Source organism: Oricola indica (assembly GCF_965227485.1).
Lineage (GTDB): Bacteria > Pseudomonadota > Alphaproteobacteria > Rhizobiales > Rhizobiaceae > Oricola > Oricola indica.
On record NZ_OZ245747.1, the window covers coordinates 1,867,764 to 1,890,457 of the forward strand.

The 22,694-nt window shown below is 62.6% G+C and carries 28 protein-coding genes and 1 tRNA gene; 22 read left to right on the forward strand and 7 right to left on the reverse strand.

The genetic code is table 11. The features are described from left to right. The first annotated feature begins 228 nt into the window (after positions 1–228). From ACQK2M_RS09465 to ACQK2M_RS09480, 4 genes are read left to right on the forward strand one after another with little or no spacing between them, the layout of a single operon-like run. Positions 229–2,028: an acetolactate synthase 3 large subunit gene (locus ACQK2M_RS09465; RefSeq protein WP_425417580.1), complete on the forward strand. Its 1,800-nt coding sequence runs from the start codon at positions 229–231 to the stop codon at positions 2,026–2,028. Positions 2,029–2,044: 16 nt separating this feature from the next. After that, the gene (locus ACQK2M_RS09470; protein ID WP_425417581.1) at positions 2,045–2,962 is read left to right on the forward strand and encodes a DMT family transporter; all 918 of its coding nucleotides are present in this window, start codon (positions 2,045–2,047) and stop codon (positions 2,960–2,962) included. Next, positions 2,959–3,531 (forward strand): acetolactate synthase small subunit, encoded by a 573-nt coding sequence (gene ilvN / locus ACQK2M_RS09475; RefSeq protein WP_425417582.1) that lies wholly within the window; start codon positions 2,959–2,961, stop codon positions 3,529–3,531. Before ACQK2M_RS09470 ends, ilvN begins: the two co-directional genes overlap by 4 nt. A gap of 1 nt (position 3,532) precedes the next feature. Beyond that, on the forward strand, positions 3,533–3,841 hold the full coding sequence (locus tag ACQK2M_RS09480) for a putative quinol monooxygenase (protein WP_425417583.1): 309 nt from the start codon (positions 3,533–3,535) through the stop codon (positions 3,839–3,841). Positions 3,842–3,895: 54 nt separating this feature from the next. Here ACQK2M_RS09480 and ACQK2M_RS09485 read toward each other — a convergent pair whose 3' ends face one another. Beyond that, positions 3,896–4,639: a class I SAM-dependent methyltransferase gene (locus ACQK2M_RS09485; RefSeq protein ID WP_425417584.1), complete on the reverse strand. Its 744-nt coding sequence runs from the start codon at positions 4,637–4,639 to the stop codon at positions 3,896–3,898. Positions 4,640–4,798: 159 nt separating this feature from the next. On the opposite strand from ACQK2M_RS09485, the gene ACQK2M_RS09490 reads away from it, so the two are divergent. Further along, positions 4,799–5,926: an ATP-dependent DNA helicase gene (locus tag ACQK2M_RS09490; protein WP_425417585.1), complete on the forward strand. Its 1,128-nt coding sequence runs from the start codon at positions 4,799–4,801 to the stop codon at positions 5,924–5,926. 61 nt (positions 5,927–5,987) lie between these two features. After that, entirely contained in the window at positions 5,988–6,254 is a 267-nt protein-coding gene (locus tag ACQK2M_RS09495) for a hypothetical protein (RefSeq protein ID WP_223475600.1), read from the forward strand. A gap of 9 nt (positions 6,255–6,263) precedes the next feature. Here the strand turns inward: ACQK2M_RS09495 and ACQK2M_RS09500 are convergent, their stop codons facing one another. Continuing rightward, entirely contained in the window at positions 6,264–7,148 is an 885-nt protein-coding gene (locus ACQK2M_RS09500) for a hypothetical protein (RefSeq protein ID WP_425417586.1), read from the reverse strand. Positions 7,149–7,296: 148 nt separating this feature from the next. Here ACQK2M_RS09500 and ACQK2M_RS09505 point away from each other — a divergent pair, with 148 nt between their 5' ends. Together ACQK2M_RS09505 and ACQK2M_RS09510 are read left to right on the forward strand one after the other, a co-directional pair. After that, a complete protein-coding gene (locus ACQK2M_RS09505; protein ID WP_223475598.1) occupies positions 7,297–7,461 on the forward strand; it encodes a DUF1328 domain-containing protein in 165 nt (54 codons plus the stop codon). Between the two features lie 113 nt (positions 7,462–7,574). Next, a complete protein-coding gene (locus tag ACQK2M_RS09510; protein WP_425417587.1) occupies positions 7,575–8,321 on the forward strand; it encodes a pyridoxine 5'-phosphate synthase in 747 nt (248 codons plus the stop codon). Between the two features lies 1 nt (position 8,322). On the opposite strand, the gene ACQK2M_RS09515 is transcribed toward ACQK2M_RS09510, so the two are convergent. Continuing rightward, complete coding sequence (locus ACQK2M_RS09515; protein ID WP_223475596.1) at positions 8,323–8,754, reverse strand: potassium channel family protein; 432 nt, start codon at positions 8,752–8,754, stop codon at positions 8,323–8,325. A gap of 129 nt (positions 8,755–8,883) precedes the next feature. On the opposite strand from ACQK2M_RS09515, the gene ACQK2M_RS09520 reads away from it, so the two are divergent. From ACQK2M_RS09520 to ACQK2M_RS09535, 4 genes are all read left to right on the forward strand, one after another. Continuing rightward, a complete protein-coding gene (locus tag ACQK2M_RS09520; protein WP_425417588.1) occupies positions 8,884–9,717 on the forward strand; it encodes a hypothetical protein in 834 nt (277 codons plus the stop codon). A gap of 112 nt (positions 9,718–9,829) precedes the next feature. After that, entirely contained in the window at positions 9,830–10,495 is a 666-nt protein-coding gene (locus ACQK2M_RS09525; protein WP_425417589.1) for a TetR/AcrR family transcriptional regulator, read from the forward strand. 24 nt (positions 10,496–10,519) lie between these two features. Next, on the forward strand, positions 10,520–11,539 hold the full coding sequence (ilvC, locus tag ACQK2M_RS09530) for a ketol-acid reductoisomerase (protein WP_223475593.1): 1,020 nt from the start codon (positions 10,520–10,522) through the stop codon (positions 11,537–11,539). A gap of 95 nt (positions 11,540–11,634) precedes the next feature. Then, positions 11,635–12,135 (forward strand): heme-degrading domain-containing protein, encoded by a 501-nt coding sequence (locus tag ACQK2M_RS09535; RefSeq protein ID WP_425417590.1) that lies wholly within the window; start codon positions 11,635–11,637, stop codon positions 12,133–12,135. Positions 12,136–12,156: 21 nt separating this feature from the next. On the opposite strand, the gene ACQK2M_RS09540 is transcribed toward ACQK2M_RS09535, so the two are convergent. Continuing rightward, a complete protein-coding gene (locus ACQK2M_RS09540; RefSeq protein WP_425417591.1) occupies positions 12,157–12,642 on the reverse strand; it encodes a DUF992 domain-containing protein in 486 nt (161 codons plus the stop codon). A 188-nt stretch (positions 12,643–12,830) separates the two neighbouring features. Between ACQK2M_RS09540 and ACQK2M_RS09545 the strand changes: the two genes are divergently transcribed. Next, entirely contained in the window at positions 12,831–14,000 is a 1,170-nt protein-coding gene (locus ACQK2M_RS09545) for a PLP-dependent aminotransferase family protein (RefSeq protein WP_425420014.1), read from the forward strand. 82 nt (positions 14,001–14,082) lie between these two features. Here the strand turns inward: ACQK2M_RS09545 and ACQK2M_RS09550 are convergent, their stop codons facing one another. Continuing rightward, positions 14,083–15,300, reverse strand: coding sequence for a TsoY family (seleno)protein (locus ACQK2M_RS09550; protein ID WP_425417592.1), 1,218 nt, complete (start codon positions 15,298–15,300; stop codon positions 14,083–14,085). Between the two features lie 153 nt (positions 15,301–15,453). Between ACQK2M_RS09550 and ACQK2M_RS09555 the strand changes: the two genes are divergently transcribed. From ACQK2M_RS09555 to ACQK2M_RS09575, 5 genes are all read left to right on the forward strand, one after another. After that, positions 15,454–16,170: a hypothetical protein gene (locus ACQK2M_RS09555; RefSeq protein WP_425417593.1), complete on the forward strand. Its 717-nt coding sequence runs from the start codon at positions 15,454–15,456 to the stop codon at positions 16,168–16,170. Positions 16,171–16,190: 20 nt separating this feature from the next. Further along, complete coding sequence (locus ACQK2M_RS09560; RefSeq protein ID WP_425417594.1) at positions 16,191–17,096, forward strand: PhzF family phenazine biosynthesis protein; 906 nt, start codon at positions 16,191–16,193, stop codon at positions 17,094–17,096. Positions 17,097–17,142: 46 nt separating this feature from the next. Next, positions 17,143–17,218 (forward strand) — tRNA-Lys (locus ACQK2M_RS09565). 181 nt (positions 17,219–17,399) lie between these two features. Next, a complete protein-coding gene (locus ACQK2M_RS09570; RefSeq protein WP_425416872.1) occupies positions 17,400–17,579 on the forward strand; it encodes a helix-turn-helix transcriptional regulator in 180 nt (59 codons plus the stop codon). 76 nt (positions 17,580–17,655) lie between these two features. Next, a complete protein-coding gene (locus ACQK2M_RS09575; protein WP_425417595.1) occupies positions 17,656–17,787 on the forward strand; it encodes a hypothetical protein in 132 nt (43 codons plus the stop codon). A gap of 294 nt (positions 17,788–18,081) precedes the next feature. Here the strand turns inward: ACQK2M_RS09575 and ACQK2M_RS09580 are convergent, their stop codons facing one another. Further along, positions 18,082–18,585, reverse strand: a complete 504-nt coding sequence (locus tag ACQK2M_RS09580; RefSeq protein WP_425417596.1) for a PIN domain-containing protein — start codon at positions 18,583–18,585, stop codon at positions 18,082–18,084. Positions 18,586–18,593: 8 nt separating this feature from the next. Beyond that, positions 18,594–19,664 carry a helix-turn-helix domain-containing protein gene (locus ACQK2M_RS09585; RefSeq protein WP_425417597.1) on the reverse strand — a complete coding sequence of 357 codons (1,071 nt, stop codon included), beginning with the start codon at positions 19,662–19,664 and terminating at the stop codon, positions 18,594–18,596. 104 nt (positions 19,665–19,768) lie between these two features. On the opposite strand from ACQK2M_RS09585, the gene ACQK2M_RS09590 reads away from it, so the two are divergent. Genes ACQK2M_RS09590 through ACQK2M_RS09605 form a run of 4 tightly spaced genes read left to right on the forward strand, consistent with a single transcriptional unit; the run spans position 19,769 to position 22,665 of the window. Beyond that, a complete protein-coding gene (locus ACQK2M_RS09590) occupies positions 19,769–19,993 on the forward strand; it encodes a DUF2188 domain-containing protein (RefSeq protein WP_425417598.1) in 225 nt (74 codons plus the stop codon). Positions 19,994–20,000: 7 nt separating this feature from the next. Further along, positions 20,001–20,987: a CBASS cGAMP-activated phospholipase gene (locus ACQK2M_RS09595; protein ID WP_425417599.1), complete on the forward strand. Its 987-nt coding sequence runs from the start codon at positions 20,001–20,003 to the stop codon at positions 20,985–20,987. Further along, on the forward strand, positions 20,984–22,183 hold the full coding sequence (locus ACQK2M_RS09600) for a nucleotidyltransferase domain-containing protein (RefSeq protein WP_425417600.1): 1,200 nt from the start codon (positions 20,984–20,986) through the stop codon (positions 22,181–22,183). Before ACQK2M_RS09595 ends, ACQK2M_RS09600 begins: the two co-directional genes overlap by 4 nt. Before the next feature lie 5 nt (positions 22,184–22,188). Continuing rightward, positions 22,189–22,665, forward strand: a complete 477-nt coding sequence (locus tag ACQK2M_RS09605; protein WP_425417601.1) for a hypothetical protein — start codon at positions 22,189–22,191, stop codon at positions 22,663–22,665. Positions 22,666–22,694: the final 29 nt, after the last annotated feature.

The window sequence follows — 22,694 nt, forward strand, 5'->3', positions numbered from 1 at the left end:
TGTACTTGACTGCAATTGGCGGCGGACATATTGTCCGCGCAATGACGAAGATCATTCTCGTAGTACGACCGCGTATGGGCAGGGCGATGTAATCGCCCGGCGAATGCACCCATGCGCGGAAGACACAAGGCTCCTGAGGGGGCCTTTTTTATTGCACCCCCTCTCCAAAAACATCATTAGGTCTCCAAAGCGACAAGGTGGCGAGACGCCGAAGACGGGAACAGGAACATGAATGCGAATGCCAAGGCGGGCGAACAACGGGAAATGACCGGCGCCGAGATGGTGATCCAGGCGCTGAAGGATAACGGGGTCGAGCATATTTTCGGCTATCCGGGCGGCGCCGTCCTTCCGATCTATGACGAGATTTTCCAGCAGGACGACGTGCGGCACATCCTTGTGCGCCATGAGCAGGGCGCGGGCCACGCAGCCGAAGGCTATGCGCGCTCGACCGGCAAGCCGGGCGTCATGCTCGTGACCTCCGGCCCCGGCGCGACCAACGCGGTGACGCCGCTGCAGGATGCGCTGATGGATTCCATCCCGCTTGTCTGCATCACGGGCCAGGTTCCGACGACGCTGATCGGCTCAGACGCCTTCCAGGAATGCGACACGGTCGGCATCACGCGGCCCTGTACGAAGCACAACTGGCTGGTCAAGGATGTCAACGACCTGGCGCGCGTGCTGCACGAGGCGTTTCGCGTCGCGACGACCGGCCGGCCCGGCCCCGTCGTCGTCGACATCCCGAAGGACGTGCAATTCGCGACAGGTATCTACCAGTCGCCGGAAGTCGCCGAGATGCGGCTGAGCTACCAGCCGAAACTGTCCGGCGACGAGCAGATGATCGAGGCGGCGGTCGAGATGCTGGCATCCGCGAAACGGCCGATCATCTATTCCGGTGGCGGGGTGGTCAATTCCGGCCCGGAGGCGAGCCGGTTGTTGCGCGAACTGGTCGATTTGACCGGATTTCCCATCACCTCGACGCTGATGGGGCTGGGCTCCTACCCGGCGAGCGGGGAGAACTGGCTCGGCATGCTGGGCATGCACGGCACTTACGAAGCCAATATGGCGATGCATGATTGCGACGTCATGATCAATATCGGCGCGCGTTTCGACGACCGCATCACCGGCCGGATCGACAAGTTCGCGCCGAACGCCCGGAAAATTCACATCGATATCGATCCCTCCTCGATCAACAAGGTCATCCATGTCGATATCGGCATCATCGGCGATGTCGCGCGGGTGCTCGAGGACATGGTTCGCATCTGGCGCGCCTCGTCGGGTGCTGGCGACAAGGCTGCGCTTGAGAGCTGGTGGGCGCAGATCTCCAAGTGGAGGGCGCGCAACTCGCTGGCCTATTCGCCGAACAAGGACGTGATAATGCCGCAATATGCGATCCAGCGGCTCTACGAAGCGTCTCAGCGGGCGGGCAAGGAGACCTTCATCACCACGGAGGTCGGCCAGCACCAGATGTGGGCGGCGCAGTTCTTCGGTTTCGAGGAGCCGAACCACTGGATGACCTCGGGCGGGCTCGGCACGATGGGGTACGGGCTGCCGGCGGCGCTCGGCGTCCAGATCGCACATCCCGACGCCCTTGTCGTTGATATCGCCGGGGACGCCTCGGTGCTGATGACGATCCAGGAAATGTCGGCGGCGGTGCAGCACAATGCGCCGATCAAGATCTTCATCCTCAACAACCAGTATATGGGCATGGTGCGCCAGTGGCAGCAATTGCTGCATGGCAACCGGCTGTCGAACTCCTACACGGAAGCGCTGCCGGACTTCGTCAAGCTGGCCGAGGCCTATGGCTGCGTGGGCATGCGCGCGGAGAAGCCGGACGAACTGGACGATGCGATCGACGCGATGATCGCCTCCGACAAGCCGGTGATCTTCGATTGTCGCGTGGCCAATCTCGCCAACTGCTTCCCGATGATTCCGTCGGGCAAGGCGCATAACGAGATGCTGCTGCCGGACGAGGCGACGGACGAAGCCGTGGCGAACGCCATCGACGCGGAAGGAAAGGCGCTCGTCTGAGCGTCTTTCGAAGCCCATGCAGAAATCCCCGCCCGGCCTTTTCGACTACACGCTGCTCATCGCGCTCGCGCTGATGTGGGGCGCGGCGTTCCTGTGGTCGAAAATCGCGGTCGCAGAAGTCGCGCCGGTCACGATCACGCTGGCGCGCCAGTCGATCGCGGCGGTGCTGCTGGTCGGGTTCGCGATCGGTGCGCGGCGCTGGTTCGTGCCCACGGCGCGGGATCATCTGTTCATGATCATCTGCGCGCTGGCGGGCACCGTCGTGCCGTTCACGCTGATCAATTGGGGCGTCGAGGTGATCGACAGCGGCCTGGCCTCGATCCTGATGGGTTCGATGCCGCTGACCGTGCTGGTCATGGCGCATTTTCTGACTCCTGACGAGAAGATGAGCCTGCCGAAGGTCGGCGGCGTCATCCTTGGCCTGATCGGCCTCGGGATCCTGTTCTGGCCGCAATTGCAGGCCGGGTTCGGCGAGGATCTGATCCGGCAGCTGGCCGTTCTCGGCGCGGCGTTCGCCTATGCCGTCAACGCGCTTTCGACCAAGCAGCTCGTGCGCCATCCGCCGATGGCGCTGATCGCCTATATCTCGCTATGGACGCTGGCGATCCTGGTACCGATGGTGTTCCTGTTCGATGCGCCAATCCCGACGAGCCTGTCGGCGAATGTCGTGTTCGCCCTTGCGGGGCTCGGCGTCATATCGTCTGCCGCCGGCGCGCTTGTCATGGTCACGATCATTCGGCGGCAGGGCGCGACCTTCTTCGGCCAGATCAACCTGCTGATCCCGATTGCCGGCGTCATGCTCGCCGTCATCTTTCTGGGCGAACGTCCGGGCCTCAATGCGCTCGCGGCACTCGCCGTTATTTTCTGCGCCCTGTTGGTGGCGCGTATCAAACCGTCTGCGAAGACACCCATGCCTCAGGAGAGCCATCCATGAATGCACGCCACCAGGCCACCGGATCGGCCTATTTCATCGCCAAGGAAACCGAGCGCCCCGAAACGCATACGTTGTCGGTCGTCGTCGACAACGAGCCGGGTGTGCTGGCCCGCGTGATCGGTCTGTTTTCGGGCCGCGGCTACAATATCGAAAGCCTGACGGTCTCCGAGACCGAGCACGAGAAGCACATTTCGCGCATCACCATCGTGACGCGGGGCACGCCGCATGTCCTCGAGCAGATCAAGGCGCAGCTCGAGCGTATCGTTCCGGTGCACCGCGTTGTCGACCTGACGGTCGTGGCGCATGAACTCGGCCATGAAAAGCCGCTCGAGCGCGAACTGGCGCTGGTCAAGGTTGCCGGTTCCGGCGAACAGCGCGTCGAGGCGCTGCGGCTTGCCGACGCCTTCAAGGCCACCGTCATCGACGCCAATATCGAGCATTTCATCTTCGAAGTGCGGGGGCGGACATCGACGATCGAGCAGTTCATCGCGATCATGGCGCCGCTCGGTCTCGTCGAGGTCTGCCGCACGGGCGTCGCCGCGATGACACGCGGCCCGCAGGGGATGTAGGGTGGACAAGTCCGTTCGCCCGGAGCCGAACCCCGGCGAGATCCTGCTCGACGGTCATATCGATGTGCCGGAAGAGCGCCTCGCGGCGGTTTCGGCGGCGTTGCCGGACCATATCGAACTGACCCGTGGGGAACCCGGCTGCCGCTATTTCAGCGTCACGGCCTGCCCGGACCTGGCGGGGCGCTTCCTGGTCTCCGAGATCTTCGCCGACCAGACCGCATTCGAGGCGCACCAGACGCGAATGAGTGCCTCGGCCTGGGCGGAAGTGACAGGGGACATTCCCCGCCAATACAAAATCCGCACGGCCTGACAGGCCGTGCCGGTCTTCACCGGTCTTGTTGGGTGTTTCTGGCGCTAAACGCGGTCAGTCGTAAGCGCCGGCTTTCCGATAGACCGAGACATGCATCGTGCTGGATGCATCGAAGGGGCGGCGATCCCATCCGCCCCAACGGTGGACGAGCGTCATGCCGGCCAGCCGCGCCATCAGATCGATCTCGCTCGGCCAGGCGTAGCGCATCGGCAAGGGGACCAGTTGCATACCGTCTTCGGTAATCCTGATCCGCTGCATTTCGAGAAGCTGGCGGACCGGATCGTGCAATGCCGCCTCGATCCAGACCGACGACATGTCGAGCCTTTTCGTCGTCGTCCGCTGGCCGTCCCTGAATCCGGAAAGATCCGGCACGAAGGTTTCAACCAGAAATGTACCGCCCGGCGCCAAGCATTTGGCCGTGTTGTGAAAACAGCGGATCTGGTCTTCCTGCGTCTGCAGGTTGAACAGGGTGTTGAACACCAGAAAGGCATGGTCGAACGGGCCATCGATATCGACGTCGGCGATATCGCCAATGGCAACGTCGATCGCGTCGCCGCCGGGCTTGCGGCGCATGATCTCGACCATCTCGGGCGAGCTCTCGATTCCGGAGACTGTGTGGCCTTTTGCAGCCAGAGGCAGGGCGATGCGGCCTGTACCGATGGCGAGTTCCAAGATCGCGCCTTCGCCGGCAAGCTCGGAGATCAGCGCGACCGTTTCCGCGGTCGTGCCGGGATCGTGCAACTGGTCGTAGTCGGCGGCGTTCAATTCGCCGAATGTCGATGCGGTAAAGCCTTCCATTTCACCTGTCCGGTTTCCTGTTATCGGGGCTGCATCCGATGCGGCCGCCAAACTGGCAGGGGGCAATGAAGATCACAAGTCAGCGGCCTCGGAATGTAAATGCCGCTGCCCGGCGGAACGCTATGGCGGCGCCGGAACGAATCCGGTACAGCCAACGCCATGAAATTCTCCCCCCAACAGGATGACGCGCTCAACGCGGTGGCGCAGTGGCTGAAGAACGGCGACCGGCAGTTGTTCCGGCTGTTCGGCTATGCCGGTACCGGAAAGACCACGCTGGCGCGGCATTTCGCCGAACATGTCGACGGGCATGTGCAGTTCGCGGCGTTCACCGGCAAGGCGGCGCAGGTGCTGCGCTCGAAAGGCGCGTCGAACGCCAAGACGATCCACTCGCTGATTTACCGGCCGCGCGGCGAAGAGGCGATCTCGGACGAGACCACCGGCAAGACCTCGATGTCGCCGACATTCTCGCTCAATCGCCAGAGCGACATCGCCAAGGCGAAGCTGGTGATCGTCGACGAATGCTCGATGGTGGACGAGAACCTCGGGCGCGACCTGATGAGCTTCGGCACGCCGATCCTGGTTCTGGGCGATCCGGGTCAGTTGCCGCCAATCTCGGGCGGCGGTTTCTTTACGGAGGCGGAGCCCGACTTCCTGCTCACCGAGATCCACAGGCAAGCGGCGGAAAACCCGATCATCCGGCTGGCCATGGATGTGCGCGCCGGCAAGGAGATCATGCATGGCGATTACGGGACGACGCAGATCATCGCGAAGGGCGACGTCGATGCGGACCTGGTTCTCGCCGCCGATCAGGTGCTTGTCGGCATCAACCGGACACGCCGGCGCTACAATCAGCGGCTTCGCCAACTGAAGGATTTTTCCGCGACCTATCCGCAGGCCGGCGACAAGCTGGTCTGCCTGCGCAACGACCCGGCGAAGGGGCTTCTCAACGGCTCGCTCTGGAAGGTGATGACGGCGTCGAAGGAAACGGTGAAGCCGGGCATCAACCTGCTGGTCTCGCCCGATGACGGCGACACGGATCGCGGTGTCGCCAAGATCAAGCTGCTCAAGGCGTCATTCGATGCGCCGGAGGACGATATCCCCTGGCAGACCAAGAAGCGCTACGACGATTTCGACTATGGTTACGCGCTTACCGTGCACAAGGCGCAGGGCTCGCAGTGGGACGACATCGTGCTGTTCGATGAGAGCTTTGCGTTTCGGGACATGAGAAGCCGCTGGCTCTACACGGGCATCACACGTGCTGCAAATTCACTGACCATCGTTAAGTGATTTACAATTCTTTCATCATATAGGTCCGCCAGCGCAGATCTACTTAGAGTTGAAGGTACCCGTGTCCGCGTTCGCAACCTTTTCCGGCCTCCTGTTGCAGGCGACTGGCCCTTCGGCCGTCGTGCAGACACCTGACGCCTCGACACCGGTTGCGGGTTCCTTCGGCCTCCAGTTCCTGGTGCACGCGGCATTCATCTGGGTGGCGCTGATCATCATCTGCCTGATCGTATTCGCATACAGGAAGATGCGCGGAAGCGAAAAGGCCACTTCCCCGCAGATGTACCAGAAGGACCTGGACGAGATGCGCAGGGGCGGCAGGGGACACTGAGCCTTTTTTTTACGTGCCAAGCGGCGCGGAAATCTCGAAAAGCACCGCCGTCGCGTCATCGCTCGGCTTCATGCGCGGGTGAAGCCGCCCGTCGGGGTCCTCGCGGCGCTCGATATTGCGGAGACGCGAACCGAGCACCGACAGACCTTCCCGCTTTGCGGCCCTGATGAACTCGTCCGGTTCGAATATCCCGTAATTCGATGCCAGAGCGGCGAAGCCGTCGGTGCACAGAAGGCCGGTCATGGGCAGGCGATCCGGCAGAGGCGCGCTCACAAGATGATCGGCGGCTTGCGGCACGGAGCCGAGTGTCCAGACGGGGCCTGAGGGCGTGTTGAAGGTGCCGCGCAGCGACCTCTCGCGGGCGAGGAGGGCCGGATCGTCGATGAGCCGGGGGAGGTTCGACAGGCCTCCGCACCGCTCGATGACCGCGCGGGCGGCCTCGCGTTCCAGATCGGCATTGCCGGGCAGGGCGGTGTGGGCAACGGTTACGCCGTCGCCGTCGGTGAGAAAGAGTGTGCAATCGCCCAGCCCGTGGGTGACGATCCTGTTTTCCTCGATGCGGATCATCTGGAACCCTGCGATCGGCAGGTTCCAGGCCGGCATGTCGCGCCCCTTGGCCGCGAAAGCGACGATCCTGCGTGCCAGCGCATTGGTGGAGCGGACGATATCCGCCATGGCGCGGCCCGGCATGATCATTTCCTCGAAATGGACCTTTGCGAAGGTGGCGAGCCAGGCAGCGTCGCTGTCGTGGCGGCCGACGACGAAATCCGGGCCGAGGCCGGTCGCCCCGTCGATGACGAAGGCGCATTGCGCCGTCCATCCCAACTGGTCCTCGTTGGGGCGGCTTTCGGAGCCCGGAAGGCTTAGCGAATCGAGGATCGACAGCGTCAGCATGGGGGGCGATAGAGCGCGGGATTGTTGCAGCGGTTTGACAGGCCTACATGCGCGGCGGCGCATTCCTCCAATTTTTCTCGTAGTGTGCGAATGCAACGAATACCGAGCAGCGGCGTTCCATATCGCGACAGAAACGGAGACGTCGATCATGCTCAAATGGATTCTGATCCTTCTCATCGTCGCGGCCATCGCCAGCCTGCTCGGTTTTCATGGCGTTGCCGGTGTTGCCGGTACACTGGCGCGAGTCCTGATCTTCATCGTCCTGGTCGTTCTGGCCCTGGCGCTGCTGTTCGGACTGATCGCGGTCGCCTGACGCGATCGATCTGCCGGGATTGAACCGGAGACAATTTTGCGGGCGCGTATGTCTTCCAAATCCTGAACGGATGACATACGCCTCGCCTGTTCGACCGATCGGGTGAGATTGCCATGCCTGCCAAATTGTCCGTCAATCTGAACGCCATCGCTATGTTGCGGAACCGGCGCGACCTGCCATGGCCGAGCGTGACCGGCCTCGGCCGCATTGCGCTTGAAGCCGGCGCGCACGGTCTCACCGTGCATCCGCGCCCGGACCAGCGCCATATCCGCTTCACCGACCTGCCGGACATTCGTGCGCTGATCGATGACGAGTTTCCGGATGCGGAATTCAACATCGAAGGCTATCCGAGCGGCGATTTTCTCGCGCTTGTCGAGAGGACGGAACCGGAGCAGGTGACACTGGTGCCCGATGATCCGGAGCAGCCGACCTCCGATCACGGATGGGATTTCGTCGCCAATCTCGACATGCTGAAAGCGATTGTCGCGCGGCTCAAGAAATCGGGCGCGCGCGTGTCGCTGTTTTGCGATCCGGACGCGGACGCCGAACAGCTTGACGCTGCGAAAGCCACCGGCGCCGATCGCATCGAACTCTATACCGGGCCGTACGGCGCTTGCCATGAGGACCCCAAAAAGGCCGCAGCGCTTGTCGAGATTCTCGGCCGGACGGCGGATGCGGCGCATGATCTGGGCCTTGGGGTGAATGCCGGCCACGACCTGACAGTCGAGAATTTACCGGCGCTGGCGAAAAGGCTGCCGGCGCTTGCCGAAGTTTCCATCGGTCACGGGCTGACGGCTGACGCGCTCGAATACGGGATGGCCGGTGCGGTGACGCGGTTTCTCGGCGCGCTGGGCCGATAGCTCAGAAGTGTTCGCCGGCCTTGAACGGGCCGACGCGCATGCTCGCCGCGATCAGATAGGCCGTCGACCAGCCGATCAGCAGGAAACCATTGACGCTCTCGAGCGCCGCCAGCATGCGCCATTCCTGGCTCGTGATGACATCGCCATAGCCGACCGTGGAGAAGGTTGCCGTGGAGAAGTAAAGCGCGGTTTCGAAGTCGCCGAAAACGCCGAGCGCGAAATAGCAAACCGCCCATAGCCACACTTCGACCGTGAGAACGGCGAAGATTCCGATGACAACCGTGTTCATGGCGAGCAGGCGGCTGCGGCGCCCATCGATGCGCAGCTTGCTGGTCAGCCAGTTCATGCCATGTGTGACCCAGATGAGGCCGAAAGTGTGAATGACGACCGTCAGCGAAATGATCAGCGTGCCGAGTACGAGATTTGCGATCATTGGCGGTTCTTATCCAAGCAGCTTTGCAAGTCAATCTGACTTCGCATGCCCTGCGAAACCTTGCCGCAACGGAAATAACCCGTTCACCATTTGCGGGTAGGCTTTGGCCGCGAATCCAAGGAGATCGCCATGCTACAGCGCCTATTTTCTCGCGGCGCGCCTCGTGAGCGCATCGAACACGCGACCGCGCACGGCGCCGAGACCGAGCAACAAGAGATTCTGCGCGAGCGCAGTACGGCTATCCTCGAGAGGCTCGAGCGCAAGCAGGAAGAGGCCGAGAAGGCCGAACTGGCGCGGCGGCTCGCGGAGCGTGAAGCCGCGGAACGCGAAGAGCATGAAGCCGCCGAGCGCGAGAACTACGAAGTTGCCGGGCAAGCGGCGCAGGACAATCAGTCCGAAGACGATACCGATCACGACGACGCGGTTGCGGAGACGGACGAGCAGGCTCCCGTTTTCGGTGAGGAAGACGATGCACCTGCAATGATGGCAGACGCCATCGACGATGCGCCGGATGTGGCGTTCGACGACCGGCCGCGGGATTTCGAGGCGGATCCCGAACCGGCAGAGCCGGACGTGGCCGACGACGCTTTCTCCGAACAAGAGGAGCCCGTCGCCGAAACGGCGGCGCCGCAAGAAAACGATACGGTTCCGGCGGAAAACCATCGCGAGGCGGATGAACTCTTCTCGGACAGCGAGCCGCTTCGGCCGGTTATCCTGCCCCACACCATATCCAACCTGCCGGGCGCGGACGGAGCCGTGCATTCGCATGCCGGCCATGCCGCGTCGAACGAAGATCCGGAAGTCCATGAGCAATTGCGGCGCAAGGCCGAAGAGGCCAGGGAGCGGATCGCCAAGCGCCTGAAAGCCATGAAGGACGAGGAAGAGGCCAAGGCGGCGGCTGGCCGTCTCGATTTCGGCGAAGACACGCCGCCGATCGCGCCCGGTCTCGACGAGGACAACTGACATCCATCACATCGCACGGGGCGCTTGACGGCGGCAGTCTGCGGCTGTAAATGACCCGAACCGTACCGTACGGTACTTGTTTGGGTTGCCGCGTATGCTTGCTCCGAAAACCATGGAAACGACTTCAGCCGACGACGGCGCGGAGAGCTTCGGCCCGCGCCAGACGGACGTGCTGGAAGCGGCGCTGGCGCTGCTTGTCGAAGGCGGCGACAAGGGCCTGACAACCGCGCGTCTGGCGCGGGCGGCGAATTGCTCCAAGGAAAGCCTCTACAAGTGGTTCGGCGACCGCAACGGCCTGCTCGAGGCGATGATCACCTATCAGGCATCGAAGGTGCGGATCGCGGCCTTGCCACGGGTCAAGCCGAGCGCGGAGGAGTTTCGCCACCAGCTTGCGGGCTTCGCCAGCGATCTGCTGACCGTGCTGTCCGGGCCGACTTCGCTTGCCCTCAACCGGCTGTCGATCGGCGAGGCGGGGCGCGAGGGCGCGCAACTCGGCGGGTTGCTGATCGAGCGCGGACGCCGCGCCATCGAAAACCGCGCCATGCGCCTGCTGGATGCCGGCCGCGACGCGGGGCTGATCGCGTTCGACAATCGCGACGCGGCGTTCAACGCACTGTACGGCCTGATTGTCGGCGACATGCATGTGCGCATGCTGCTCGGCGACGCCGTGCCGCTGATCGCCGATGCGTCGGCGCTCGACATCCAGGCGGCGCGTGCCGTCGACCAGTTCTGGCGGCTCTACGGAGTCGCGGAGGAGACTAACCCGAATACAAACTGAACACGTCAAGGGAAGGAACCGATCATGCGTGTCTATTACGATCGCGACGCCGATCTGAATCTCATCAAGTCGAAGAATGTGGCCATTATCGGCTACGGATCACAGGGCCGCGCGCACGCGCTGAACCTGAAGGATTCCGGTGCACAGAACGTGGCCGTTGCGCTGCGCGAAGGCTCGGCGACCGCGAAGAAGGCCGAGGCCGACGGCTTCAAGGTCATGTCCGTGGCGGAAGCCGCCGGCTGGGCCGACCTGATGATGATGGCAACGCCGGACGAACTGCAGGCGGGCATCTACAAGGAGCATATCGCGGCGAACATCCGCGACGGTGCGGCGATCGCCTTCGCGCATGGCCTGAATGTCCATTTCGGCCTGATCGAGCCGAAGTCGTCGGTCGACGTCGTCATGATCGCGCCGAAGGGCCCCGGCCACACCGTGCGCGGCGAATACCAGAAGGGCGGCGGCGTGCCGTGCCTGATCGCCGTCCACCAGGACGCATCCGGCAATGCGCATGACCTCGCGCTCTCCTATGCCTGCGGCGTCGGCGGCGGCCGCTCCGGCATCATCGAAACCAACTTCCGCGAAGAGTGCGAGACCGATTTGTTCGGCGAGCAGGTTGTCCTGTGCGGCGGTCTGGTCGAACTGATCCGCGCCGGCTTCGAGACGCTGGTGGAAGCCGGCTACGCGCCGGAAATGGCCTATTTCGAGTGCCTGCACGAAGTGAAGCTGATCGTCGACCTCATCTATGAGGGCGGTATCGCCAACATGAACTACTCGATCTCCAACACGGCCGAGTGGGGCGAGTACATGTCGGGTCCGCGGATCATCACCGAAGACACCAAGGCCGAGATGAAGCGCGTTCTCAAGGACATCCAGTCCGGCCGCTTTACCTCGGAATGGATGCAGGAATGGCATTCGGGCGCGGCACGCTTCAAGGCCACCCGCCGCCTCAATGACGAGCACCCGATCGAGCAGGTCGGCGAAAAGCTGCGCGGCATGATGCCGTGGATCAAGTCGAACGCACTGGTCGACAAGGAAAAGAACTAGGTCTCGCGCGAAGCGTGGCCTGAGTGCTAACAGACGGGGCCGTGGAGCGATCCGCGGCCCTTTTTCGATCTCAATGCCTGCCCGGAAGGTTTGCCATGACGATTGCCGACGATATCGAGATGCTGAAACGCCAGGAGGAGGCGCTGCGGTTCGACGCGATGAGCGACGAGGATGCCTGGAAGTTGGGCTCGCTGATGCGGTCGCGCGCGGTCGAAAAGGGATTGCCGCTGGTCATCGACATCCGCGTTGCGGGACGGCCGCTGTTCTACACCGCGCTGCCGGTCTCCGCGCCGGACAATCCGGAATGGGTGAGGCGCAAGATCAATGTGGTGATGCGCTACCACAAATGCTCCTACCGGGTCGGGCGCGAACTCGCGGCGAGCGGATCGTCGCTCGACGAGGATCGCGGCGTGCTACCGATCGACATGGCGCCGCATGGCGGCTGCTTCCCGATCCATATCAAGGGAACGGGCATTGTCGGCACGGTCACCGTGTCCGGTATCCCGCAGCGTGACGACCACGGGTTCGTGGTCGAATGCCTGTGCGACTATCTCGGTGTCGATCCAGCGCCGCTGGCGCTCGGCCCGGAAGGCTGATCGCGCGCCGGTTTTCCGGCGTCAGTTGGTGACGGCGTTCAGACGCAGCGCGGCGACGCCGACGGCGATGTTGATGCCCTGCTGCGACTGAAGGCTGACCGGCTGCAGCGCGAAGGACTTTTCCAGACCGCCCACGAGCACATTCGCGCCAAGGCCGACGACAAAGGAGGCCGAGGCGGTCGCGCCGCCGTAATTGCCGGCAAGCGCGCCCGGCGCGTAGCCGTTCACCGCGGGGGCGACGACCGCCCAGCGGATCACCGCATTCTCCGTCGTGCCGAGATCGAGGCCGTATTTCTCGATGGTTCCCGTATATGTCTCGGGCGCCCGCGCCGTCGATGCCGAGGTGAAGGTGCATTGGAGATTGCTGGTCGAGGCCAGCACGAGATTGACGCCACCCTCGACCGTGCAGTCCAGCATGCCGAGTTCGACGCGCGCGCCGGCCATTGCGGGAGCGGCGAGACCGGTCGCCAGCGCGGCGGACAGGATCAGCGATTTGGTGCGTTTCATTTGATTGCCCTTTTGTGTTCGGTTGCCGTCCGTGTCTCGCAGAATTGTGGCGTTGTTGCGCCGGAAACTCGTGCGAAATATAGGTCAGCAATGTTGACATATATTGCGTGAAAGCGCATGGTCGCCTCCCCACCTCAGGAGACAGGGCCGTGACGCAACATTTCCGCTTCGCCGCGCGCGAAACACGCATGAAGGCGTCCGAGATCCGCGAGTTGCTGAAGCTGCTCGACCGGCCGGACATCATTTCGTTTGCGGGCGGAATTCCGGATGCGGCGTTGTTTCCGGCCGACGATTTCCGGCAGGCTTTCGACGCCGCCCTTGCCGGCGACGGGGCGAAATCGGCGCTGCAATATTCGCCGAGCGAGGGCCATGCCGGCCTGCGCGCGTGGATCGCGGGCGAGATGGGGCGCATCGGCGTCGATTGCGGCCCCGAGAACATCCTGATCGCCGCCGGATCGCAGCAGGCGCTCGACTATCTCGGCAAGCTGTTCCTGTCGCCGGGCGACACGGCGCTGGTCACATGGCCGACCTATCTCGGCGCATTGCAGGCTTTCAACGCCTATGAGCCGACCTACGACCGGCTGGAGCCGATGGCCAATCGCGACGCGCAGGATTATGCCGACCGCGCGGCGGAGCAGGGCGGCGCGGTGAAATTCGCCTATATGTCGCCGGACTTCGCCAACCCGACCGGCGAGACGATGACGCGCGAGCAGCGCGAACGGGTGCTCGACCTTGCCGACACGCTGGACATCGCGGTGATCGAGGACGGGGCCTACCAGGCGCTTCGCTATGACGGCGATGCGATCCCGCCGATGCTGGCGCTGGAGATCGCGCGCAAGGGCGATATCGACGCCTGCCGGACGGTCTATTGCGGCTCGTTCTCGAAGACGCTGTCGCCGGGCCTGCGCGTTGGGTGGGTCTGCGCGTCGCGCGAGATCGTGTCGCGGCTGGTGATCCTCGTCCAGGCGGGCGGGCTGCACACGGCGACGCTCAACCAGGCGGCGGTCGACCGGGTGGCGCGGACCGTTTTCGACGAACAGGTCGCACAGGCGCGTTCCGTCTATGCGGCGCGACGCGACCAGATGCTGGCGGCGCTGGCGCGCGAGATGCCCGACGGTGTCGAATGGACGAAGCCGGAAGGCGGCATGTTCATCTGGCTCACCCTGCCTGCGGGGATGGACGGCGCGGCGCTGCTCGCCCGGTCGCTGGACAGCGCAGGCGTGGCTTTCGTTCCCGGAAGCGCCTTCTTCGCCGATGGCTCCGGCGCGAACACGATCAGGCTGTCGTTTTCCTGCGCCTCAGACGAGATGATCGATACGGGGATCTCGCGGCTGGCCGGGCTGATACGCGCGGCGTAAGGCCGGCGACGCAATGCGAAAAAGGGCCGCGGCGAATACCGCGACCCTTCCGGCGTCCGTGCCAGGGATTGAAAAGGACGCCTTATTCGGCCGGTGCAAGCGCCGCGGTGTCGTCGTGCCGCTCGGTCGTGATCAGCTTGCCGCTCAGCTGGAAGAAGACCTTGATGGTCAGCGCCTGCACGACGACCAGCGGGGCATAGGCCACGAAGTAGGCGACCGAGTACTTGTCCATCACGCCGATGCCGAGAAGGCCCGCATTGATCAGGAAGTTGGCGAAGACGAACAGCGCGACGCCGGGGCAGATCAGGGTGAAGGCGCCGGAAGATCGCTTTTCGCCGGAGACATACTGTTCGAAGTAACGGGCGCGCTTCATCACCGCGTAGCCGACGAGGCCGAAGACGAGCTGGATCGAGAACAGGGTTGCGAGCATGGCGAACTTGTCGCCGGCAGCCCATTCGGCACCGAAATTGTGCTCCAGCGCCATCTTCATGCGATAGACGGCGATGCCGACCACCGTGACGAAGGGGATGATGATCCACAGCGTCGGGACGGTTTCCGGGTTGGCGCGATGCTCCATCATCGAGCGGAAGCCCATGACCATGAAGATCGCGGCGAACAGCACGGCGGCGACGAGGAAGAAGCTCGCGCCCATGAAGCCGACCACGGAGGTGACGGGGTTGTGGCTCATGGCCGTGGCGGCGGAGAACCCGACGCCGATCATGGCGAAGGCGAAGACCGACAGCATGGTGGCCAGCGAGTTGTTGTTGGCGCAATGAAAACCGCCATCGACCAGCACGCGGCTCATGAAGTCCGCGAAGAGACGCAGCGCGTAGACGCCGATCAGGGCGAAGGCGAGCAGGGCGGCCGGGAACAGGAATTCCACGATTCCCCAGAGGCCCGGCACGAAGACCGCGCCGATGATGAAGCCCACATTGACGCTCATCGCCAGCGTCAGCGGGATCGCCATCAGCTGGGTTTCGGCATTGCCCGTGCGCAGCTTTTGCGCGGCTTCGGTCTGTTTCCATGCGTTGTAGCGCGAGAAGTTCCAGACGAGCAGGCGCACATGCAGCACGGAAAAGACCACGATGCCGACAAGGGAAACCGCGATCAGCGCCTGCATGGCGAGCGAACCGGTCTGGAACGCGGCCATCAGGGTGGAGAAGGACGGGATGGGCTGGCCCGCATGGGGCGTCATCCACATGATGTACATGAAGAACGACACGGCCAATCCGCCAGCGCCGAGAGCGGCGAGGAAGTAAAGCGGATTGTACGGTGCCGGGGCTGCTTTCGATAACGACATGGTCGAACCTCCAGTTTGTATATTCGGCTTTGTTTATATAAGAGATTGCGCATATAAATTGATCCAGATCAAAATCAATGTCGCTTCGGCGCGGGTGCGTCAGTCTTACGCATCGGCTATGGAACCTCCGGCGATCTGGAAAGGGTGGCGAGAATGCAAAGCGGGATCTTGAGGCCGGAAACGGTGCGCCTGGCGGTGGAAGGCGGCCGGCTCTCCTATGAGGCGCAAAACCGCGCGGCGATCGACGCCTATTGGGCCGACTGCAAGGCCGCCAATCCGCGGCTGTGGAACGGGCCTTTCTTCATGTTCGAGGAGGTGTCGGTCGGCGGGAGCGTGTTCTCCGGGCGGGGACGACGCACCGATTTCGCGACATTTCTCCACTGGCGCGACCACGGCCGCCCTCCAGAAGCGGTGCATGTGACGGGGACATCGCTGCCGGTGACGGCGGACGGTGCGCTTTTCGCGGTGCGCATGGCGGCTCACACGGCCAATGCCGGCGCGGTCTATTTTCCGGCGGGCTCCTTTGATGCGGAAGATATCGTCGATGGTAGCTTCGACGTGACCCGCAACATCGCGCGCGAAATGGGTGAGGAGACGGGCCTCGTCTTCGACGAGAACATGGCCGAAGGCGCATATACGGTGGTGGCCGACCGGGGGGCCTTCCACGTTGCGCGGCGCAGCGGGCTGCCGGGCGATTTCGATGCCTGCCTCGATCTCATGCGGCGTCACCAGGCGCGGACGGGTGACGATGAACTCGAAACAGCGATCGCCGTGCGGGCCGGCGGCGAGGGCGCGGACCTGCTCAAGCCCTATGCGCGCTTGCTGGCCGATTGGCACTTCGAAAACGCGGCATTTTCCTGTAGCGGATAGGCAGCTTCAGGGAGAATCGCATGGCAAGGCGCTACGCAATCTACGATGTCTTCACGGACCGGGCACTGGCGGGCAACCCGCTGGCTGTTGTCTTCGATGCCGAGGGGCTCGACGACACGGCGATGCAGGCGATCGCGCGCGAGTTCAACCTGTCCGAGACGGTGTTCATCGGCCCGGCGGACAATCCGGCGCATGCGGCGCGGCTGCGCATCTTCACGCCGTGGCGCGAATTGCCGTTCGCCGGACACCCGACGGTCGGCGCCGCGATCGCGCTCGGATCCGAGGGCCCGAACGATGCCGGCGACCGGCGGCTGATGGTGCTGGAGGAGGCGATCGGTCCGGTCCGCTGCGCGCTGCGCATGGATGACGCACCCTATGCGGAGTTCGACCTGCCGGCCTTGCCCCGACAGCTGCCCTTCGAGATCGACAAGGCGGCGGTCGCGCTGGCGCTCGGCATCGACGCCGACGAAATCGGCTTCGAGAACCACCATGTCAGCGTCTGGTCGGCGGGCAACAGCTTCGTCTTCGTGCCGCTGGCCGGGCTGGGTGTCGCCGAGCGGATCCGGATCGATCCGGCCACCTGGCTCGATATCGCGCCGGCGGTGGACGGGCACAAGGCATCACTCTACGCCTATTGCCGCGAGACGATCCGCCACGACTGCGCCTTCCATGCGCGCATGTTCGCGCCGGAGATGGGGCTTGCGGAGGATCCGGCCACCGGATCGGCCGTAGCCAATTTCGCCGGAGTGATCGCGCATTTCGACGGGCTGGCGGAAGGCCCCTCCGCGTTCCTGATCGAACAGGGCGTGGAGATGGGGCGGCCGTCGCAGATCCGCCTCGAGATCGACGGCCGCGGCGGCGCAATCCACGCCGCGCGGATCGGCGGCCACGCCGTCAGGGTCGCCGAGGGAACACTGACGCTCTAAGGCCCTTTACAAACGGCCGAAGCAAGACTAGATAGCGCGCTCCGGCGGGTGTGTAGCTCAGATGGTAGAGCAGCTGACTCTTAATCAGCGGGTCTGGGGTTCGAGCCCCCACTCACCCACCAACAATTTCAAATACTTATCGACCTTGTTCGACTAACGGCGACCGAATTGCGGACGCAAGGTAGCACATAGGTAGCAGATCTAGGCGTATTTACGGCTGCGAAACTGCTGCTACTATTTCTCTTGCTCTGGGGCAGTCGAACCACTGGAGCATCCGGATGCTCCCTATTTGGGAGAATTCGGATGAGGATTTTATCAAAGCGGCAACTCAAGGAGCTTGTTCTTTACTCCCCTCAGCACATCGCTCGCCTCGAGGCGGCAGGCAAATTCCCTAAGCGGATAAAGCTCGGCCCCAACAGGGTGGGATGGATTGAGGAAGAGGTTTTGGATTGGCTCCAACAACGAATTGACCGTCGAGATTGAGCCTGCTCGACACTCCTGAAAAGGAGCGAGCGGTGTCACGCAAGTGGCACCGCTCATTTCGTGATAGAATGTGTCTATGGAAGAAGATCAGATTTTTTATGAGCCAATCGATCCTGATCGGCAGATCGATAGAGATTTTGGCCAATGGCCATTTAAACTGAACAGCGGAAATATTTCTGGCGATCGCTTGCCGACAATTGAGTGGTAGTGACGGCCGCTGATCATGACCTATCCGGCAGGCGTTTAAGAGGCGATATCCATTCGACAATGACGCTGCATAGCCGGTCAGTAAATGGCAGCTTTGCGCCTCATTTCGGACGTTCGCGATCTGAAGTGTTCATCCCCAAACCTGCCGTTCGCACCAAACCACCAAAGGTCGAGGAGGGGCGGAAAGTTAACCTTTTCTGCGACTGACAAAGGCATGGAGAATATTGCGAAACCGGAAATTCACTATAGCAATTTTGGTTGCGCGCTTCCGTGCTTGACCGTGGCGTTTCTGTTGTTATCGCAGCAGTCGCAGCAAGTTATCGATATGTTGATTTGGCAAGAAGACCGCCTTGTCGTCCCGCCAGAGCGTCAATGCCATTTCGAGCAGCTTGGGATCGCAAAGGCTCTCGCTCAGTAGTTGATCGACCACCCAAAGGACGCCATGCGCGTCGATCCCGTTGTCCTTGGCAACGCGCCGCAACAAACGGTCTCCGGTGAGCAGGATGGCTTCCGCATGCACCTGTGCAGTCACAAGGCAGAAGCAATCATTCGCCGACAGACGCCCTTGCCGTTTCTTGATTTCGAATGCCTGACCAACCTGGGCGGGCGGCAGGTCATAGGTCGCCATACCGCTGCCGTCGAGGAGCGCCCATTCCTGAGGTGTGAAATCCAGAATCTCGCTGGCGCGCACGGGAAGCGGTACGATGAATTCGTAGGGTAGGGTGCACAGGACGTGCAACAACCGACCCTTCCGAAGATCGATCAAGCAGCTGGCATCGTTGACGATCACGCGGGCCACGAGCCAGGCTATCCCCTGATATTCTCTTCGACAGTGGATAGCGAGAGGTGCAGCATCTGGGCTGCGCGTACCGGCGAGATCAGCTCCTCACCGAGCGCACGCCAGACCAGGCGCTCGAACCGTTGTGGGTGTTCGAATGCACCGAACCCTTCGTCATCCCGTATCTCGTCTGGTTCGCTGGTGCGCCAGCGCCGCGCATAGGTACGAAACGCGTAGTCGACCACCGACTGGGGCAAAATGCCTACCTGTCCGAGGCGCATCAGCATCGCGGCTGCCGACACGCCATAGAGCCGCTTCAGCCGCATGATCTCCATGTAGGTCATGCCGCTGCGCGAAGGACCGGCTTCCTCGCGCAGGTGATCGGTGGGTATCAGGAACGCCCCGGCGAATCGGTTCATCGCCTTTTCGAGCTTGATCGCCGAGTTTCCGGTCGCCCGAATGACACGGTGCGCCAGCTCATGGGCCAGATTGAACCGTCTGCGCTCGACATTGGTGCGGCTTGAAACCACCACGACATCGGTGGAGCTTCGGCCTTCGCTGCGACGCACCTCGCAGGCCAGCCCATCGAAGCGCTCGGCGAAATCGGCCTCGATGACCTTGATGCCCTTGTCCTCGAGCAGCCGCGACATGCTGGGAATTGGGTCGTTGCCGAGCTTCCAGTGCCTTCGCAGCTTGCGCGCGAGCTGGTCCAGTTCTTCGTAGCTATTGACGACATCGGTCACCAGATCGTCGAACGGGTCATCCGGCGGTGCGATCTCCAGGATGTCCTCGATCGCCAGGTAGTCTTCCAGCCTCTCTATGACGATGGCTTCCGCATGAGCGCGGTCCTTCGCGGAGGTGCTGGAATGCTTGCGGAATTCGACACCAACCAGCTCTTCGACCTGTCCTCCCATCAGGAAATCGAGCGACACGCCCAATGCCTTGCTCAATCCGATCAGCACCGAAGAGGACGGGTTCATCTTGTCCGCCTCGTATTTGCTGATGGCCTGCGCGGTGATCCTTGGCGAGGTGCGGTTCGCAAGGCCCTGCATCGACAAGCCCGCCTTCTTGCGGGCCAGTCGCAACCGTTGTCCAAACATGGTCTGCTCCCGTGAAAACGTCGGTTGATAAACGACATTCCTTGACTTATATATCAACACATGATTGAAGAATCGTCAAGGAAAAAAGGCACTTGGAGGTCAAAATGACGAAGAAAAATCAGCATGTTGTCCCTCACAAGGACGGTTGGGCCGTGAAGGGCGCTGGCAATCAGAAGGCAACGGCCATCCACCCAACGCAGCAATCGGCGATCACCCAGGCGCGCGACATCGCCCGCCATCAGGGTTCGGAAATGCTGATCCACGGGACCAACGGTCGCATCCGTGAACGCAACACCTACGGCAAAGACCCCTACCCCCCGGAAGGCTAAGTGAACCATGAGACGTATCCTGTGCATCGATGGCGGTGGCATCAAAGGCACCCAACCGGCGGCCTTTCTGGCGGGTCTGGAAGAAGACCTGGATGAACCGATTGGCCGCTACTTCGACCTGATTGCGGGAACGTCAACCGGGGGCATTCTCGCGATCGGCCTCGCCCTCGGCATCCGGGCCAAGACCCTTCTGGAACTCTACGAAAACCGCGGGCCGACGATCTTCGGGCAAGCGGGAGACAAGATCTGGCTCGGACGAAAGGCTCGGGATGCGCGCGCGGCCTTGCGCCACCTGTTCAAGCCCAAGCACGAGGCATCCACGCTTCGTGGCGAGCTCCACGCCGTCCTTGGCGACAAGCTCATCGGCGAGGCGGAAACCCGGTTGCTGATCCCGGCCTGGGATGCCGATCAGCGCAGCGTCTACATCTACAAGACTTCTCATCATCCGCGCCTCACCAAGGATTACCGGAAGCCCGCGCTCGACGCGGCGATGGCGACGTCGGCGGCCCCGACCTACTTCGCGCGCCACAAGACGGTGGATGATGTCGGGCTCCTCGATGGCGGCACCTGGTGCAACAATCCGGTGGGTGTCGCGACCGTCGAAGCGATCTCGATGCTCGGCTGGTCCCCGCAAGACCTGCACATCCTGAGCCTCGGCTGTGTCGACGAGGTCTACATGCTGCCCGAATCCCTCGGCAAAGTCGGTCTCGGGTTGAAGGCCCTCAGCCTTCTCATGGATGGGCAGTCCCGCGGTGCGCTCGGCATTGCTCGCCATCTGACAGGCGATCCTCACGACCGGACGGCTGTTCACCGATATTCGCCGAGTGTGCCGGACGGGTTCTTTTCCCTCGACGACACAACCAAGATCCAGAGGCTCAAGGGGCTTGGCGCCTCGAGCGCGCGGCACGCGAGCCCCACCCTGACCCCCATCTTCTTCCAGCAACCTGCCGAGCCGTTCGTGCCCGTGCATCAACTCGAACGGTACGCGGCATGAACCAGATCTTCTTGCACCCCCTCACCGACACCGCCATTCAGCGGCGGGCGCAGGTCTTCACGATCCTCGAAGAAATCTGCCAGGAGCTGGAATGGACTCAGACCCAGTTCGAGAAGGCACGAACCAGCTACGAGGCGGTCGCGGATTGGTTGGCCGGATCGAGCGACCCATTGCTCGCTTCCCTCTATGTCTACCTTCACGGCTCCGGCGCACTCGGTACCTCGATCAAGCCGATCGGACGCGACGAGTTCGATGTCGACCTGATCAGCTTCATCCTCGGTCTCGGCCCGGAGATCGCACCGGCGCGCCTGAAGGCTGCGATCGGCAAGCGCCTGCGCGAACATGCCTACTACGCGTCGATCCTGGAAGAAAAGAAGCGCTGCTGGCGCCTGAACTACGCCGGTGACTTTCACCTCGACATCTCGCCGACGATTGCCAATCCGACCTGCATGAATGGCGGTGAGCTGGTGCCCGATCGCAAGCTGCGGGACTGGCACGCGACGAATCCTCGGGCCTATCGGGCCCTTTTCGACGCGCGGGCAGCGCTGGTCCCGAGAATGACGCAGTCGATCATCGCGGCACAGCGCGATTCGGCGACGACCGAGCCCTTCCCGGTGCGCCAGTCCGTTAAGGGCATTCTTCGGCGGACCGTCCAGCTCCTGAAGCGCCACCGGGATCAGGAATTCCTGCATGTTCAGGAAGAGATCGCGCCAATCTCGATCATCATCACGACCCTGGCCATGCGATCCTATGAGATGTGCGTCAGGCGCCACGTTTTCGCGGATGAGCTCCAGGTGCTGATCGACACGATCCGTCTGATGCCGGTCTTCATCGAGCGACCCCTGGTCAATGGCCGCCAGATCTACGCGATCTGGAACGAGACCACGCAGGGCGAGAATTTTGCCGAGCGTTGGAATGACGAACCGGCGCGGGTTGAGGCCTTCTACAAATGGCACAGCAAGGCGCTTGCCGACTTTGAAGCGCTGCGGGATCTCGTCGGCCTCGATGCGATCGTCGGCTCAATGAAGGACAGCTTGGGTGACAAACTTGTTGCCCGGACCATGAACCGGCGAATGGATGCTCTGAACGAGGGCCGGAAGACGGGCGCGCTCATGCTTGGCGCGGGTGTCGGCCTGACCACCCAAAATTCGGCCGCCTCGACTCCCGTTCCCAAGAACGAGTTCTTCGGGGACTAGGCGCGATGAAGGAATTGACCACGAGAAACCGGCTGTCATTGCCCCAGCAATACCTGTTCCTGCAGAGGTCAAAGGCAGTTACAGGCGAGGGGGTGCTCGATCCGCGCCATTTGGAATGGCGTTTTCGCGCACAACCCACGCCGCTTTCCCGGTTGTATCAGGTCACCCTTATCCTGGAGAGGGACGGGACGCCGGATGTTCGGGTCGTAGACCCAGACCTGAGGTTGCTCGCCGACGGACGCGAACTGCCGCATATCTACCATGACCCGGACCGGCTTTGCCTCTATCTGCCCGGGAACGGACAATGGGACGCCAGCAAGCGGCTGGACCTCACAATCGTTCCCTGGACACATCTATGGCTGATTTACTTTGAGGAATGGCTCGACTCGGACGACTGGAAGGGCGGGGGTAAGCATCCCGGAGAGGATGATCCGGACGAGAGCAACCGAGCGTTGCGCCGTAGACTGCGCCGAATGGGCTGACCCAATTCATTCAATCTGTCTGTCTTGAT